General features: G+C 62.2%; 12 protein-coding genes (1 of these 12 only partly in view). 9 read left to right on the plus strand and 3 right to left on the minus strand.

Going from position 1 to position 15093, the window contains the following annotated elements; translation table 11 throughout:
• Positions 1–27: 27 nt before the first annotated feature.
• From ptsP to clpB, 6 genes are all read left to right on the plus strand, one after another.
• Positions 28–2322 (plus strand): phosphoenolpyruvate--protein phosphotransferase, encoded by a 2295-nt coding sequence (ptsP, locus tag HDEN_RS17475; RefSeq protein WP_013217476.1) that lies wholly within the window; start codon positions 28–30, stop codon positions 2320–2322.
• Between the two features lie 87 nt (positions 2323–2409).
• Entirely contained in the window at positions 2410–3123 is a 714-nt protein-coding gene (locus tag HDEN_RS17480; protein WP_013217477.1) for a helix-turn-helix domain-containing protein, read from the plus strand.
• Positions 3124–3185: 62 nt separating this feature from the next.
• Complete coding sequence (prfA, locus tag HDEN_RS17485; RefSeq protein WP_013217478.1) at positions 3186–4265, plus strand: peptide chain release factor 1; 1080 nt, start codon at positions 3186–3188, stop codon at positions 4263–4265.
• A 13-nt stretch (positions 4266–4278) separates the two neighbouring features.
• A complete protein-coding gene (prmC, locus tag HDEN_RS17490) occupies positions 4279–5166 on the plus strand; it encodes a peptide chain release factor N(5)-glutamine methyltransferase (protein WP_013217479.1) in 888 nt (295 codons plus the stop codon).
• Between the two features lie 440 nt (positions 5167–5606).
• The gene (locus HDEN_RS17495; protein ID WP_013217481.1) at positions 5607–6569 is read left to right on the plus strand and encodes a DUF4167 domain-containing protein; all 963 of its coding nucleotides are present in this window, start codon (positions 5607–5609) and stop codon (positions 6567–6569) included.
• A gap of 425 nt (positions 6570–6994) precedes the next feature.
• A complete protein-coding gene (gene clpB / locus HDEN_RS17500; protein WP_013217482.1) occupies positions 6995–9589 on the plus strand; it encodes an ATP-dependent chaperone ClpB in 2595 nt (864 codons plus the stop codon).
• Between the two features lie 105 nt (positions 9590–9694).
• On the opposite strand, the gene HDEN_RS17505 is transcribed toward clpB, so the two are convergent.
• A complete protein-coding gene (locus tag HDEN_RS17505) occupies positions 9695–10393 on the minus strand; it encodes an outer membrane protein (RefSeq protein ID WP_041921723.1) in 699 nt (232 codons plus the stop codon).
• 151 nt (positions 10394–10544) lie between these two features.
• Between HDEN_RS17505 and HDEN_RS17510 the strand changes: the two genes are divergently transcribed.
• A complete protein-coding gene (locus HDEN_RS17510) occupies positions 10545–11621 on the plus strand; it encodes a helix-turn-helix transcriptional regulator (protein WP_041922142.1) in 1077 nt (358 codons plus the stop codon).
• A gap of 178 nt (positions 11622–11799) precedes the next feature.
• Positions 11800–12201 (plus strand): hypothetical protein, encoded by a 402-nt coding sequence (locus HDEN_RS17515; protein WP_013217485.1) that lies wholly within the window; start codon positions 11800–11802, stop codon positions 12199–12201.
• 91 nt (positions 12202–12292) lie between these two features.
• On the opposite strand, the gene HDEN_RS17520 is transcribed toward HDEN_RS17515, so the two are convergent.
• On the minus strand, positions 12293–12535 hold the full coding sequence (locus tag HDEN_RS17520; protein ID WP_013217486.1) for a hypothetical protein: 243 nt from the start codon (positions 12533–12535) through the stop codon (positions 12293–12295).
• A 262-nt stretch (positions 12536–12797) separates the two neighbouring features.
• Here HDEN_RS17520 and HDEN_RS17525 point away from each other — a divergent pair, with 262 nt between their 5' ends.
• Entirely contained in the window at positions 12798–14195 is a 1398-nt protein-coding gene (locus HDEN_RS17525; protein ID WP_013217487.1) for a GntP family permease, read from the plus strand.
• Between the two features lie 189 nt (positions 14196–14384).
• On the opposite strand, the gene HDEN_RS17530 is transcribed toward HDEN_RS17525, so the two are convergent.
• On the minus strand, positions 14385–15093 hold the 3' portion of the coding sequence (locus tag HDEN_RS17530) for a M23 family metallopeptidase (protein WP_013217488.1). It continues 1319 nt past the right edge of the window; 709 of the gene's 2028 nt are visible here — the last part of the coding sequence; its start codon lies off the right edge, out of view; it ends in the stop codon at positions 14385–14387.

Below are 15093 nucleotides of genomic sequence, written 5' to 3' on the forward strand. Positions count from 1 at the left end.
TCCGGGCGGGCGGGCGGTACGAAGAGCATGATCGCGCGGCCCAACGATCCAAGACCGCTTCCGAGCGAAACCTCGCTCCGGGTGATCATGCGCGGCTTGCGCGAGATCATGTCCGAAGGCGGCGAGGGCCAGGACAAGCTCGATCGCATCGTGCGCCAGATCGCGGGCGTCATGGTCGCCGATGTGTGCTCCATCTATCTCAAGCGTCAGGATGGCTCGCTGGAGCTGTTCGCGACCGAAGGGCTCAATCCGTCTGCCGTTCACAAGACGCGGATGAAGCGCGGGGAAGGGCTCGTCGGTCGCTGTTCCGAGCTTGGCGTAACGGTCAACGAACCCGAGGCTTCGAGCCATCCGGCGTTTTCCTACCGTCCTGAGACGAGCGAAGAAATCTATCACTCGCTGCTGGCGGTTCCGATCTCGCGTTCGGGCCAGGTGCTCGGCGTGCTCGTCATCCAGAACCGGATGTCGAAGGAATATTCCGACGAGGACGTCGAGGTGCTGCAGGCGACGGCGATGGTCGTCGCCGAAAATCTCGTCTCCGGCGCGGTCGCAGGCACCGGTGCGGCGCTCGAAGGTTCGCTGTCGCAGCCGATGGCGATCGAGGGCGAACCTCTGTCGGAAGGGATCGCGCTCGGGCACGTGGTGCTGCACGAGCCGCGCATCGTCGTCACGCATTTGCTGTCTGACAATCCGGTCGCCGAAATGGACCGGCTGGATACGGCGCTCACCAAGCTGCAGGCGAATATCGACGAGATGTTCGAGCATGAACATCTTTCGGCGGTCGGCGAACATCGCGATGTGCTCGAAGCCTATCGCATGTTCGCGCACGACAAGGGCTGGCACCGGCGCTTGCGCGAAGCGGTCGAGGGCGGGTTGACGGCGGAAGCGGCCGTCGAGCGCGTGCAGAACGCCATGCGCACGCGCATGCTGAAGCAGCACGACACCTACTGGAAGGAGCGGCAACGCGATCTCGACGATCTCTCAGATCGCCTGCTGCGCGTGCTCGCGGGGCGGCTCAAGAGTTCGGAAGACGGCAGCGGCCTGCCGTCCGAGGTCATCCTCGTCGCGCGCACAATGGGGCCTGCGGAACTGCTCGATTACGATCGCAGCCGTCTGCGCGGCCTGATCGTCGAGGACGGGTCGAGCCAGAGCCATGTCGCCGTCGTCGCCAAGGCGCTGGGTATCGCCGCGATCGGACAAGCGGCCGGGATCGTCGATCGCGTTGTGGCCGGCGACGCCGCGATCATCGATGCGGTCGCGGGCGAAGTTCATCTGCGGCCGACGAATGAGGTGATTGCCGCCTATTCCGACAAGGTGCGGTTCCGGGCGCGCAAGCAGAAGCGCTATCAGTCGCTGCGCGGGCGTCCGGCGGTGACGAAGGACGGCATTCGCATTTCGCTGCTTATGAACGCCGGGCTGCTCGTCGACATGTCGCATCTAACGGAGTCAGGCGCCGATGGCGTCGGGCTCTACCGGACCGAACTGCAATTCATGCTGTCGGATTCCTTTCCGAGGCTCGACCGGCAGACGCAGCTTTATCGCTCGGTGATCGAGGAAGCGCAGGGCAAGACGGTCGTGTTCCGGTCGCTCGATATCGGCGGCGACAAGGTGCTGCCGTATCTCCGGCAGCCGAAGGAAGAGAACCCAGCTCTAGGCTGGCGTGCGATCCGCATGTCGCTCGACCGGCCGGAGCTTTTCCGCCTGCAGATACGTGCGCTTCTGAAGGCCGCCGCCGGACGCGAACTCAGGGTCATGATCCCGATGGTTTCGGCGTCCTATGAGCTTGGCGCGATCCGGGCCTTGATCGAAAAAGAAAAGACGTTCCTGACGACGCATGGGCATCAGCTTCCGAGCAACATCCTTGTCGGGGCGATGTTCGAGGTGCCGGCGCTGCTGTTCGATCTCGACGCGTTTCTGTCGCGGGTCGATTTCGTGTCGATCGGCTCGAACGACCTGATGCAGTTCATGTTCGCCGCGGATCGTACCAACGCGCGTGTCGCAAGCCGGTTCGACGTGTTGACGGCTGCGCCTCTTCGCGCGCTCCGGATGCTGATCAAGGCTGCGAAGAAGCACAAGGTGCCGCTCACACTGTGCGGTGAGATGGCGGGCAGTCCGCTCGAAGCCATGTCGCTCATCGCGCTTGGGCTGCGTTCGCTGTCGATGGCGCCGGCATCGATCGGTCCGATCAAGACGATGATCCTGTCGCTCGATGCGGAAAAAGCGACGGCTTACGTCGAAGAACTTCTCAAAGGGGATGCTAAAGACATACGCATGTCCTTGCAGCAGTTTGCCGAAAACGAAGGCGTCGCCATCGACGGCTGATGCGCTTGAAAAGCCTTTGACAAAAATACTTTTTTAACCAACATTGGGGTGAGGGTTGAGGGACCGGTGCGTAGTGCCGGATTGTGTATGCGTCGAGGCGTTGGGCGGAACGTTTCGGTCGGCGGCCGTGTGCGGGTGGAGCGCACGGCGCGCGATCGCAGCGAGTTCTCAAATCAAGTACAAGTTTCGCATGACCGTGAGCTGATCGCACGGTTCTTCATGGATTTGCGCCGCGCGTTGCGGCTGACGCTGCCGCAGGCCGCGCATTATCTCAAAGTGCACACCGGCGTTCTCGAAGCGCTGGAAACCGGACAGGTCGAATACCTGCCGCCGTGGCCGCAGACGGTTCAGATCGTCATGGGCTACACGTCGATGGCGGGCGTCGATGGGCGCCCCGTTTTGAACGCCATCGGCAATCTCATCATGACGCTTCAGCCGTCGCCGGACGAGCCCGAAGAGCACGTGGACGACGAGCACGAGCCGCAGGCGCGGCATTTCTTCCGGGCCGGATCGGCTATCGCGAGCGGTGCCCGCAGGCTGCCCAAGGACGCCATTCACCAAATCCGCGAACGGCCGCAGCGCGCGCTTTACGCCCTGTCGCTGCCGCTGTTCATCCTGCTGTTTTTCAACGCCTCGATCCTGCAGGTCGTCGCGCAGCCGTTCAGCTCGGCCGTCGGTCATGTCAGCGTTTATTTTCAAGAGCATTTTGCGCCGGTTCAGGATGGTTTGCGCTGGATCGACGTGAATGATCCCCGGTTGCGCCGGACCGACAAATTGCGGATCGCAGGCGGTTCGTATTAGATGCGCCCGAGAGCGCCGGGGTCGTCTGATCGCGGCCCACACGGACTGCATCATCGGACATCATGACTTCATTGCCGCGCGATAAACTCGACCGCCTTTTCGAGCGCTGGATGGCGATCCAGGACGAGCTCAATCATGGCGTGTCGCAAGCTCAGTACGTCAAGCTGACGAAGGAATTCGCGGAGCTGTCGCCAGCTGCCGCGCAAATCGAGGCGTTGCGCAAGGCCGAAGCTGAAAGCGCCGATCTCGAGCAGCTGCTTCGCGACCCTTCGGCCGACAAGGACATGGCCGATCTCGCCTATGCGGAGCGCGCAGCTCTCGCCGAGCGCATCGGCGGACTCGAACAGCAGTTGCGCATCGCGCTTCTGCCGAAAGACGCGGCGGACGAGAAAAGCGCGATCCTCGAAGTGCGAGCCGGAACGGGCGGCGACGAGGCTGCGCTGTTCGCGGCCGATCTCTTTCGCATGTATTCGCGCTATGCCGATCTCAGAGGCTGGAAGGTCGAGGTCATCTCGGCTTCGGAAAACGATCTCGGCGGCTACAAGGAGATCGTGGCTTCGATTACAGGCGAGGGCGTGTTCGCGCGGCTCAAGTTTGAATCGGGTGTGCACCGCGTGCAGCGCGTGCCCGCGACGGAAGCGAGCGGGCGCATTCATACGTCGGCCGCGACGGTTGCGGTACTTCCCGAGGCTGAGGACGTCGAGATCGACATCAAGCCGGACGACATCCGTATCGATACGATGCGGGCGGGCGGCGCCGGCGGTCAGCACGTCAATAAGACGGAAAGCGCGGTGCGCATCACGCATCTGCCGACCGGGATCGTCGTCGTATCAGCGGAAAAATCGCAGCATCAGAACCGCCGCCTGGCGATGAACGTGCTCAAGGCGCGCGTGTATGAGCTTGAACGCGAGAAGGCGGCGACGGAGCGTTCGGACGCCCGCAAGTCGCAGGTCGGCTCCGGCGATCGCTCGCAGCGGATCAGGACGTACAACTTCCCGCAAGGACGCGTCACCGATCATCGCATCAACCTCACGCTCTACAATCTCGATGAGGTCATGGTCGGCAACGGGCTCGATGCGTTGGTCGATGCGCTGATCACCGATCATCAGGCGACGATGCTGGCCGAACTCAACGCCGCATGACGGGCCGACCATCGTGACCGCACAAACGCATCAGGGCTTCGAACGCGATCAGACGATCGGCGATGCGTTGGCTGAAATGGTGCGCATGTTCGCCGCCGAAGGGATCGAGTCCGCGCCGCGAGATGCGCGCTTATTGCTGCAGGGTTTGCTCGGGATCGACGGCACGGCGCTGCTGACCCGGCCAGAACAGCCGCTTGGCGACAAGGCTGCGCTGATCGGCGATGCCGTGCGTCGAAGGCTGGCGCATGAGCCTGTGACGCGCATCCTCGGCGTGCGCGAATTCTATGGCCGCGAATTCATCGTCACGCCGGACGTGCTCGATCCCCGGCCGGATACGGAGACGGTCGTCGAGCTTGCGTTGGAGATCGTTCGCGCGAACGGGCTTACGTCGGCCCCGCTTCAGATCGCGGACATCGGGACGGGTTCCGGCATCCTGATCGCGACGCTGCTTCTCGAATTGCCGAATGCACGCGGCGTCGCGACGGACATCAGCACGGCGGCGCTGGCTGTTGCGGAACGGAATGCGAAGCGGCTTGGGCTTGCCGATCGAACCAGCTTCGTTGCGACACACAGTCTCGATGGGTGCGCTGGGCCTTTTGATCTGATCGTCTCGAACCCACCCTATATTCGAGAAGCCGATATTCCGGGTTTGGAGCCAGAGGTTCGCGACTACGATCCCCAGCTTGCTCTGGATGGCGGAGCGGACGGCCTGGACGTTTATCGCGAGATCGCGAAAGTTGCCCGCAATCCGCTTCGGCCGATGCGGCTCGTGCTGGAGGTTGGAGCCGGTCAAGCCTCTGACGTGACAGATATTTTTAGAGCGGCAGGGTGGAGGCCATTGGGGCGGCAAAAGGATCTCGGGGGCCATGATCGTGCTGTGGCCGTGGAGATACATCCTTAAGGGCTTCAATGATTTCTATTTGCGGAATTGCGTTTCCGGAGTAAGATCACTACCGACGAGTTTGATCGGATGTGCCTGGATCAGGCGACTGCCGCGAATGCGGTACAAGAAGCCGGCCGTCCTATCTCAGATCATCAGCGCAAATTTCGCGGACGTAAGTGTCCGCTGAATGGCGGACCTCGAGTTTCTTTTCTCGATACCGCGAGTGCTGCACAGACGCTCCTTGCAGATGCTTTGGACGTGCGTTGCAGTCCGTCGTGGCGAGGACACGGTAGTTTGCCCGGGTGGCGGGCATGAGAGCCAAGGGGCTACAGCCTGTAGGGCACAGGCGACTTAGGACCGTCTTTTGAAATGGAATTGGATCGTAGGATCCATTACGCGGCCCATCGCTGGTGTGCACGCGTGGACGTTAGAATATCAACGAGTGTGAACGGGAGCCCATGAGGCAAGGACAGCAGAACCGTCGTGGCCGCGGTCGAAACAACAATAATAACAACCGCAAATCGCAAAATCCGTTGATGCGCAGCTTCGAGAGTTCGGGGCCGGACGTCAAAATCCGTGGCACGCCTTCGCATATCGCCGAGAAGTACGTCTCGCTCGCGCGCGATGCGCTTTCGTCCGGCGATCCCGTCCTCGCGGAGAATTATCTCCAGCACGCCGAGCACTATAACCGCATCATCCTGAGCTATCGCGAGCAGATGGCGCAGCAGGGCGGTGTCGATCCGCTCGGCAACGGTGCTGCCCGCACGCACACGCTGGCCGGTCCCGAGGGGAGCGACGGCGACGAGTTCGGCGAGGATGAGGGCGACGAGTTCGGCGTCCAGGCGCAGCAACAGCAGCAGCCGGCCGGCGACGGCTCGCAGCCGCCGCAGCAGAATTACGCTCAGCAGCCGCGCAATTTCGATCATCAGAACCGGTACGATAACCGGGATAACCGCGATAACCGCCAGCCGCGGAACGATCGCGATCAGCGCTACAACAACAACCGGCATGATCGCGGCGACCGCCAGGATTTCAGAGGCGATCGTGGTGACCGGAACGACCGCCACGACCGCAATGGCAATGGCGAGAACCGCTTCCGTGACGATCGCCGCCAGTACGGCAACGGCGGCGAGGGGCGCTCCGAAGGCGGCTTCCGCCGTCGCGAGCGCTATCAGGACTCGAACGGCAACGGCGCGGAGCGGGAATTCAACAACGGCGGATTCCGCCAGGACGCTGCTCCGGCTCCGCAGCCCCAGGCGCAACCGGCAGCGACGGAGCGTGCAGCGCCTCCGCCGCCACCTGCCGTGACGCCGGAGCAGGAGCAGCCTGCGTTCCTGAGACGTCCGGTGCGCCGTCCGCGTCGCGAGGAGCCGACCGAGGTCATCGCAACGCCGCCGGCGGCGAACGAAGACCAGGACTGAGACGCGCACAGCATCTGCAGACGACCATTCGCCCTGCCTCGAGGCCTATCGCATCGACGACGATGCGATCTGTCCCGGCAGGGCGTTTTCGTGCGCGCCTTGCGACGGCGCGGGTGGCAGCGGCCGCCGAGGCTTCGGTTAACGCCGCGATTTCTATCGGTTCCGTCGTCGAACCTTTAACGACATTGCATTAGGCGTCTCGAGGTCGCCGCCCCCCCCCCCCCCGGGTTCGTCCGACATGCCGCGGATGTTATTCGGCCTTCACTTGCCTCGACCTCTTTTTCGCGCCGCGCCGGATTCCTATATCGCCAAAAGACAAGCCCGGAGGGACGCCTACGATTGGGTCTTTGGCCGCGCTTGAGGTGGGAATAAATTGGCATGTCTTTCGCGCCTGGTGGGCGGGGGGCGTGCGCTGGAGGTCAGTCATGAATTTCGAACGCTACACGGATCGCGCGAAAGGCTTCATCCAATCGGCACAGTCGCTGGCGCTGCGTGAAAATCACCAACAGGTTACCCCCGATCATCTCCTGAAAATTTTGCTCGATGACCCGGAAGGCCTCGCAAGCGGTCTTATACAGCGGGCAGGCGGCGACTCGCGCGCCGCGCTTCGGAGTGTCGAAGCGGCGCTTGCGAAGAAGCCGAAAGTCACCGGCGGTTCGGGTGGCGTTTACGTGTCGCCAGAGTCGGCGCGGCTGTTCGATGCCGTCGAGAAACTTGCCGACAAGGCCAGCGACAAGTTTGTTACCGCCGAACGTCTTCTGCTGGCGTTGGCGCTCGATCCGTCGACGGATGCCGGGAAGGCGCTGCGCGATGCGGGTGTCACGGCCGACAAGCTCAACACTGCGATCAACGAGCTGCGCAAGGGCCGCACTGCCGACAGCGCCAATGCCGAGCAGGCGTACGATGCTTTGAAGCGGTATGCGCGCGATCTCACCGAGGCCGCGGCGACGGGCAAGCTCGATCCGGTCATCGGGCGTGACGAAGAAATCCGCCGCACGATCCAGGTGCTGTCACGCCGGACGAAGAACAATCCTGTTCTGATCGGCGAGCCCGGCGTCGGCAAGACGGCGATCGCCGAAGGCTTGGCGCTGCGCATCATCAAGGGCGACGTTCCGGAAAGCCTGAAGCACAAAAAGCTGCTGTCGCTCGACATGGGCGCGCTGATTGCTGGCGCGAAATATCGCGGCGAGTTCGAGGAACGCTTGAAAGCCGTTCTTTCGGAAGTCGAAGCCGAGGGCGGCAACATCATTCTGTTTATCGACGAGCTGCACACCATCGTCGGCGCGGGCAAGACCGAAGGCTCGATGGATGCGGGCAATCTGTTGAAGCCGGCGCTCGCGCGCGGCGAGCTGCACTGCGTCGGCGCGACGACCCTCGACGAGTATCGCAAGAATATCGAGAAGGATGCGGCGCTGGCTCGCCGCTTCCAGCCGATCTTCGTATCCGAGCCGACGGTCGAGGACACGATCTCGATTCTGCGCGGCCTGAAGGAGAAGTACGAGCTGCATCACGGCGTGCGCATCACCGACAGCGCGCTGGTCGCGGCCGCGACGCTGTCGAACCGCTATATCACGGATCGCTTTCTCCCCGACAAGGCCATCGACCTTGTCGACGAAGCGGCGTCGCGTCTCCGGATGCAGGTCGATTCAAAGCCGGAAGAACTCGACGCGATCGATCGCGATCTCATGCAGATGATGATCGAACGCGAAGCGTTGAAAAAGGAAACGGACGCGGCGTCGAAGGATCGGCTGGCGCGCCTCGAAAAGTCTATCGCGGACCTCGAGGAAAAGTCGAAGGCGATGACGGCGCGCTGGGAAAGCGAGAAGCAGAAGCTCGGTTCGGCGCAGAAGATCAAGGAAGAGCTCGACAACCTGCGCAACGCGCTGGAACAAGCGCAGCGCCGGGGTGACCTCGCACGTGCGGGCGAGCTTCGCTACGGCAAAATTCCGGAGCTTGAGAAGCAGCTCTCGACGATTGAATCGCAGGAAGGCAAAGGCGCGATGGTCGAAGAGGCCGTCACGCCGGATCAGATCGCGGCCGTCGTGTCGCGCTGGACGGGTGTGCCGGTCGACAAGATGCTCGAAGGCGAGCGCGACAAGCTTCTGAAGATGGAGGATGCGCTGTCGAAGCGCGTCATCGGTCAGAAGGAAGCGGTCGTCGCGGTTTCGACGGCGGTTCGGCGTGCGCGCGCGGGACTGCAGGACCCGAACCGGCCGATCGGCTCGTTCATGTTCTTAGGCCCGACCGGCGTCGGCAAGACGGAGCTGACGAAAGCGCTCGCAGGCTACCTCTTCGACGACGACACGGCGCTCATCCGCATCGACATGTCGGAGTACATGGAGAAGCATTCGGTCGCGCGTTTGATCGGCGCGCCTCCGGGTTATGTCGGCTACGAGGAAGGTGGGGCGCTGACCGAAGCGGTGCGTCGGCGGCCGTATCAGATCGTGCTTTTCGACGAGATCGAGAAGGCGCATCCGGATGTGTTCAACGTGCTTCTTCAAGTGCTCGACGACGGACGGCTGACCGACGGGCAGGGCCGCACGGTCGACTTCAAGAACACGCTGATCGTGCTGACGTCGAACATCGGCGCGGAATATCTCGTCAACCAGAAGGAAGGCGAGGACACCGAAGCCGTGCGCGAGGAGGTGATGGCGGAGGTCCGGACGAAGTTCCGGCCCGAGTTCCTGAACCGTCTCGACGACATCATCCTGTTCCACCGTCTGCAGCGGAACGAGATGACGAAGATCGTCGATATCCAGATCGCGCGTCTGCAGAAGCTGCTTGTCGATCGCAAGATCAAGATCGAAGTCGACGAGCAGGCCAAGACGTGGCTCGCGAACCGGGGCTACGATCCGGCGTATGGCGCGCGGCCGCTGAAGCGCGTCATCCAGCGTCACGTGCAGGACCCGCTCGCCGAGCAGATCCTTGCGGGCGGCGTCAAGGACGGCGACACGGTCGTCGTGTCCGTTCGCGACGGCGACCTGACGATCAACGGCTGGCCAGTGAAAGCCGCGGCTTGATGTTTTGTCCCCGGCGACTGCGCTCCGCGCAGCCGGCCGCCGGGGACGGCCCTTGTTGCTGTTTTCTTTATTGGGAAGCTGGGAGCAGTCCGCGAAGTCAGCGAACTAAAACTTCACGCCGACGCCGAGGCGCAGGTCGTGAGTTTGCAGCTCCATCTTGGAATAGGGGCCGGCGAAGTCGTTCGGAAAGTGATCGGTGCCGAAGTCGGTGTAGCGATATTCGGCTCTTACGATCACCCAATCGTTGGCGGCGTACTCAACGCCCGTACCGATGTTCCAGCCCGTGCGCGACTGTTCGCGCTTGAAAGGCACGGTTGCGTTGACGTGATCTATCCAACGGAATTCGTAGTCGGTGAATGAGACGCCGCCCGCAATGTAGGGGAGGTAGCGGCCATAGGCGTAGCCGATGCGTCCGCGAACGGCGGCGCTCCATCGTGTTTCCATTTCCAATTCGACACCGGCAATCGAGACGGATGGATCGTCGAGGTATCTTTGGCCGTCGCTGCCATCCATGCCGGAGCCGACGATATCGGCTTCGATGCCGAGCACGAGACGGCTTGGCAGCTGATAATTGTAGCCGATGTATCCGCCGCCGATGAAACCCTCAGGATTTGCTTCGGAGAGGTATGTGTCATCGGAATATCGCGCGCTTGACCAGCTGTACCCAGCTTGAAGCCCGGCGTAGGCGCCCGTCCAGTCGAAGGTGCCATAGGGACCGTGTGGCTCCCCGGCGCGCACGGCGCTGGCGCTTCCTGCTGCGATTGCGACGAATGCAAGTAGCGTCGTCTGGACCTTGTTCATCATCCCTCGCCGGTTCCGGTTGTTGGCAATCCCCTACATTTGTGAGCTATGAACTTAGAGTTTCGATTGCGCAGTCAGCGTTTGATGACTGTGTACGCCGTCGATAGGCGGCATGCTCTCGATCTTCATGTTCGCGTTGCGGAATTGCACCAGAATGCGTGAGGATTTGATCGACCGGATTTACGAGGCGGCGTTTCAGCCGGAGTGCTGGATCGACGTGCTTGAGCGCGTGGCGGAGAGCGCGGATTCAGCTTCGGGCCTCATGGTCGTATTCGACGAAGTGAAGCCGATCCAGTTCAGAGGAACGCCCGCTATCTACGACGTCATCCGGGCGTTCTGCGAAGTTCATTGGCGTGATAGCCGGCGAGCGTCGCATACGCTGACACATCCGCCGTCGGGCTTCGTCATCTTGAAGGACTATTTTCCCGACGATCTCTTGGCGACCGATCCGTGCCGAGCCAACCGCCTAGCCGTCGGTCTCGATAGCGAAATCAGTGCTGCCATTTCGATGCCGACTGGCGAGATGGTGGTCTATTCCTTCGATAAGTGGGGGTGCAAAGATCCGCACGGCCGTAGCGACGTCGATGCGCTAAACTTGCTCTATCCGCATCTCGCGCGCGCCGGGCTGATGGCGGCGCGTCTCGGCCTGGTGCGGGCGGCCGCGACCACAGCTGCATTGCAATTGATCGGCTTGCCGGCTGCCGTGTTGACGAAGTCGGGCCGCGTGATGTCGACCAATTCGCTGTTTGAAAAGCTTGCGGGTCTTTTCATGCCGGCCGCGTTCGGTCGTCTGATGATCGCCAATGCGGGCGCCAATATTCTGTTCCAGGAAGCTGTCGAAAAAGCTGCAAGCGGGCAAGCATTGGTTCGCTCGGTTCCAATCCCGGAAACGGGAGAGCGCAGCGCCTGCGTCGTGCATGTCGTTCCCCTTCGGCGGACAGCGCATGACATTTTTCCGGGCGGCGAGATGGTGGTGGCGGTCAGCATGCCGCGAAAGTCCGCCCTGGTGCCTTCGGCGGCGGTTCTCACAGGATTGTTTGATCTCACACCGGCGGAAGCAAAATTCGCGACCGCCCTCGTCGCTGGCAATTCGGTCATGAAAGCTTCGGAGGCTGTCGGCATCACCGAGCGTTCTGGCCGGACCTATCTCGCCCGTATTTTCACCAAGACAGGGACGCATCGCCAAGGCGAACTCGTCGCGCTGCTCAGTTCTTCGCATCCGTTCGAATAGTTTCGTGCCGGAGCCGGGTGACGCTCACTTGCCACACCGTGCGCACAAGAGAGCGCAAGCCACGCTGGCAACTCAGATTACGGGTTGTGCCGGTATTCCTTAGATGCAGTATCAACCCGACCTGCCGCGGAAACGGGGCAATGCGGACGGCAGGCATTGTCTAGAAGGGGTATTTCGTATGAGAAAATTGCTTTCGCTGGTCGCGCTCTGTTGCGCGATGGCGCTCGCATTTGGGGGCTTTGCTCCGCGCGCGAGCGCCGCGCAGCTTCCGACCGGTCTTCTCGCGCTGAAGACAGATCGGGTCGGCGCGGTTCAGGACGTTCGCTATCGCTGCTGGTGGCGCGACGGCTATCGCCGCTGCGGTTACGTCGGTCATCGCGGCTGGCGCCAACATCATCGCTGGAATCGTGGAAACTGGCGGCACCGTCACTGGCGTCATCGCCACTGGCGTCACAATCGCGCCTGGCGTGGCCGCCATTACGGCCGCCGCCACTATTATTATCGTTCGTATGCGCGTCCGTATGCGGCCCCCGCATATCGCCGGCCGTACGCCTACTGCATCGGCTTGTGCTGGTGGTGAGATGCGCGCTGCTTTGAGCGCGACTGAAACGCAAAACGCCAGGGCTCGACCCTGGCGTTTTTTTGTTCCTTCGTTCGAACGGCCGTTCCGTCTAGCGACGGTAGCGGCGTGCGTGCGAACGGCGGTAGCAGCGTTTCGCGCCGATTTTGCAGGCGATTTTCGGGCCTGCGGTATAGCCGATCACACCGCCGGCCACCAAGCCGACCGGTCCGAAGACGACAGCGCCCGCGAGGCCGCCCAAGGCTGCGTCGGTGACGCGTTCGCCGGCGTTGGCGGCCACCGGCGCGAGACCGATGCCCGCGGCGACGATCGCAACTCGTGCAAATGTTTTCATTGGCTGGATCCCCTCATCTTGTTCGCTGGTGTCGAGCGAATCTTTCGTAACGATACCATCCCCGCCGATACGAGTTTGTTAATGCGGCGATAATTTGCGGTGCGCGTTGCCGTGCGGTTGTGCTCAGCGAGTTCGAAATTCGGCGCACGTTGAGGCTGCGCATGTCGCGGCGATTTTTGATGGAGCGATGCGGTGCGCGAAATCTCGTGCCGATGAAGCTCTGCCGCGCTAAGCTCGCCGCAAGCTGCCTCGAGGGAAATTCGTGAGTCTGCTGATCGCCGTTGGCGCGCTCGCCTTTCTGATGCTTGCGGCCTATCGCGGCTACAGCGTCATCCTGTTTGCGCCGGTTGCTGCGATGGGCGCAGTCTTGCTGACCGATCCGCACGCGGTCGGGCCCGTATTTTCCGGCCTTTTCATGGAGAAAATGGCTGGATTTCTGAAGCTCTACTTTCCTGTCTTTTTGCTCGGCGCGATCTTCGGCAAGCTGATCGAGATCTCGGGATTCGCGCGCGCCATCGTTGCGAGTTCGATTGCGCTGTTGGGTGCTGAACGCGCAATGCTGGCGATCGTGCTCGTCGCGGCGCTCCTGACGTACGGCGGCGTGTCGCTGTTCGTCGTCGTGTTCGCGGTCTATCCGTTCGCGGCTGAAATCTTTCGCAGCTCGAACATTCCGAAGCGGCTTATCCCGGCGACGATCGCGCTCGGCGCGTTCACGTTCACGATGGATGCGCTGCCGGGAACGCCGCAAATTCAGAATATCATTCCGACGACATTCTTCCGGACGACGGCGTGGGCGGCGCCCGTGCTCGGCACGCTCGGATCTGTTTTCATCCTGGCGTTCGGAATGGCGTATCTCGACTGGCGTCGCCGCAAAGCGTTCGCAAGCGGCGAAGGCTATGGCGAACACCATCTGAACGAGCCAGTTGCTGCCGCCGACTCCGATGCGAAATCCGTGAACCCGCTGATCGCGGTTTTGCCGCTCGTGGTCGTCGGCGTTGCGAGCAAACTGCTGACATTGTTGATCCCCGCTGTTTACGGGGAAAAATTCGAGGCCGTGCTTACGCCAGGCGGCAAAGCCGTCATTGCGGATGTCGGCGCGATGACCGCGATCTGGGCCGTCGAAGGGGCGCTTCTCCTCGGCATTCTGGTGGTCGTTATATTCGCGTGGCGGGTTATTCGCGTGAAGTTCGCGGAAGGATCGAAGGATGCGGTCGCAGGCGCGTTGCTCGCCGGAACGAATACGGCGTCGGAGTATGGCTTCGGCGCGGTGATCGCCGCGCTGCCGGGTTTCCTCGTGATATCCGACGCGCTGAAGGGCATTCCGAATCCGCTGATCAATGAAGCCGTCACGGTGACGACGCTTGCGGGCGTCACGGGCTCGGCTTCGGGCGGCATGAGCATCGCGCTCGGGGCGATGGCGGATCAGTTCATCGCGGCGGCGAACGCGGCGGGGATCCCGCTCGAGGTTTTGCATCGCGTCGCTGCGATGGCTTCGGGCGGCATGGATACGCTGCCGCACAACGGAGCTGTCATCACGCTTCTCGCGGTGACGGGGCTGACGCATGTGCAGGCGTACAAGGATATTTTCGCGATCACGTGCATCAAGACGCTCGCGGTCGCGTTCGTGATCGGGCTCTACTACGCGACGGGATGGGTGTGAGCGCGGGCTGGGATGCAAATCAGGACTGGCGCGGACGATCGTGCAAGCGGCTGCCCCTCACCCTAGCCCTCTCCCCGCGTGCGGGGAGAGGGGATGGATGTGCGCGCCGATGCTGAGTCCGGAGTAAACTTTTCCCGTGCGCGGGAGTGGGGATTGGTCTCCCGCTTAGCGCCGATAACGAGAAGCTGGCTACTTGTTTGCGGTCATGACCGGCGCGCGGTGCATCAGCTCTTCGATGCGGGCGCGCTCTTTCTCGAACTCGGCGAGATCCTTGCCTTCGAGCTTGCGCTCGCGCGGCACCTGGATGGACATCGGATCGACGAAACGGCTGTTGACCAGCACCTCGAAGTGCACATGCGGGCCTGACGACAAGCCCGTCGATCCGACGAAACCGATCACCTGGCCTTGGCGAACCTTCATGCCGGGGTGAACGTCGGCGAAACGGCTCATGTGGCCATAGGCCGTCTGGTAGCCGTTGGCATGGCGAATGCGGATGTAATTGCCATAGTAGCCTTTGCGCCCGACCTCTTCGATCGTGCCGTTGCCGGCGGCGATGATCGGCGTGCCGGGCGAGCAAGCCCAGTCGACGCCGGTGTGCATCTTGCGCGAATTCAACAACGGGTGAAACCGCACGCCGAAGCCGGATGTCAGGCGGACTTCGTCGCCGCGAACCGGTTTGCGCATGAGAAATTTTTTCGAGTTGTTGCCGTCCGCGTCGTAGAAATCGATCACGCCGTCGGCGGAACGGAAGCGGTAGAATTTGTAGAGCGAGCCGCCGCTGCTGATCGCGGTGTAGAGAAGTTCACCCGGATTTCCTTCCGTCGACTGATCGTCCTTCATGTCGAAGAACATTTCCAGCGCGTCGCCGGGGTGAACGCGGCGGCGGAAGTCGGTGTCG

This window comes from Hyphomicrobium denitrificans ATCC 51888 (assembly GCF_000143145.1).
GTDB lineage: Bacteria > Pseudomonadota > Alphaproteobacteria > Rhizobiales > Hyphomicrobiaceae > Hyphomicrobium_B > Hyphomicrobium_B denitrificans.